Below are 1,793 nucleotides of genomic sequence, written 5' to 3'. Positions count from 1 at the left end.
GACCGGCACCTGCACCACCTGCCACCAACCCCTGCCCAGCAGAGCCACGCCAAGATCAAGAAAGACCTAACGGAGTCCTACTAGTGCTGTGACCGCATAGCTTCGCCGGGTTGGTGGTGGTCGAATGCTTGGTGCGGGAAGGCGATGATGAGGGTATGACTGCCAGTTCTCGCGCCCAGTCTTTCGACGTAGCCGCGGCCCAGTACGCGGCGAGTCGGCCTTCTTACCCAGCCGCGCTCTTTGATTGCATCGAGGAGTTCGCAGGCTGTCGCTTGGCGGGCGCCCGGGTCGCCGATGTCGGCGCGGGTACCGGAATCGCCAGTGTGCTGCTGCGGGACCGAGGTGCAGATGTGATCGCTGTCGAACCGGGTGAGTCCATGGCTGGTGAGTTCCACCAGGCGCTTCCCGAGGTGCCGATCGTGAGGGGTGATGGTAATGCTCTGCCGCTGGCCGAGGCTTCCTGCGACCTCATCACGTATGCCCAGTCCTGGCAGTGGACCGAGCCTGACCGGTCCGTCCCGGAGGCATTGCGTGTCCTGCGAGCGGGCGGTGCGCTGGCGATCTGGTGGAACACCACGGCCTTCGACGTGCCGTGGATTCGCGAGCAGCACGGGCGCATTGCGCACCACTGCGGGGTGAAGCCAAGGTCTGCCGTGCGTCCTTCGGACAACGACGCCATCCGGCTGGCGGGGCTGACAGGGCTACGGGTTGCGCGCCGTCAAGTGCGCTGGAGCCGCACTGTCTCCTTGGACATGCATCTCGCCAACATTGGCAGCCGGTCGGCATTCCTCGTCCTTGAAGAGGCTGACCGCCAGGCGTTTTTCGTCGATGAGCGTGAGCGACTGGTCAAGATTTTTCCTCGCGAGGAGGTGGAAGAGACCTACGTGGTTGATCTCCTGGTCGCACTCCGCCCCTGACACTGTGCGGCCGCGGGGCGGGAGCAATGCTCATGACCTGTGGATCGGCCTCGGGGCGGACGCGAAGGGCGTACCTTTCCCGAGTGATCGACTTCTGGTCATCGAGTAGGCCCGCGTACCAGCGCGGGTCGGGAAGGCACGCCCGTGCTCAGCGTAGTGAACGCCGATGGATCGACCGAGACCGGTTTCCTGATGGACGACATCGTCCGCGAGGGCGCGCGGCGGATGCTGGCCGCCGCGCTGGAGGCCGAAGTCAATGCGACATAGCCGAGTTGGCCGACCAGCGTGACGAGCACGGGCGGCGTCTGGTGGTCCGTAACGGCTACCACCAGCCGCGGAAGGTCATGACGGCGGCCGGGGTGGTCGAGGTGAAGGCTCCCGCGGGTCAACGACAAGCGCGTCGATGAAGAGAGGGGTGAGCGCAAGCGGTTTTCCTCGGCGATCCTGCCGCCGTGGTGCCGCAAGGCGCCGAAGATCAGCGAGGTGCTGCCGCTGCTCTATTTGCACGGCTTGTCGTCCGGTGACTTCGTGCCCGCGCTGGAGCAGTTCCTGGGCAGCTCGGCGGGCCTGTCGGCGGCGACGGTCACCCGGCTTACCCAGCACTGGTGGACGCAAGTGTCGAACATGGCCGACGGCATGACACGACTGCAGCGCCCGACACCTAAAACGCCGGTAGGTGCCCGTCCTGTACACGGGCACCTACCGGTTCGCCCCGCTCGCGGGCGGGAGAGTCACATCGGGGGATATGTGACGGGCTTCGTTCCGTCAGTTCGTGAAGACATCCACGAAGTGACCAAAGCCGGCGTTACAGCTGTCAGCAGCCACCGTGGATGGTCTGGGAGATGCTGTAGCCGATGGTCGCGCCGCAGGCCGCGG

General features: G+C 65.5%; 1 protein-coding gene and 1 pseudogene. Both read left to right on the top strand.

The features are described 5' to 3' along the window. Positions 1-155 precede the first annotated feature (155 nt). Positions 156-917, top strand: a complete 762-nt coding sequence (locus tag ACZ7L1_RS39195; protein WP_471444488.1) for a class I SAM-dependent methyltransferase — start codon at positions 156-158, stop codon at positions 915-917. 144 nt (positions 918-1,061) lie between these two features. Next, a pseudogene (locus ACZ7L1_RS39190) lies at positions 1,062-1,550 on the top strand (transposase); the annotation flags it as partial. Positions 1,551-1,793: the final 243 nt, after the last annotated feature.

This window comes from Streptomyces sp. NPDC107546, from assembly GCF_055639175.1.
The sequence above is the reverse complement of the archived record's forward strand: the minus strand, read 5'-3'. Positions and strand labels throughout refer to the sequence as shown.

Coding starts and splice junctions, on each gene's coding strand:
- ACZ7L1_RS39195 (WP_471444488.1), top strand. CDS start 156: ATGACTGCCAGTTCTCGCGCCCAGTCTTTCGACGTAGCCGCGGCCCAG.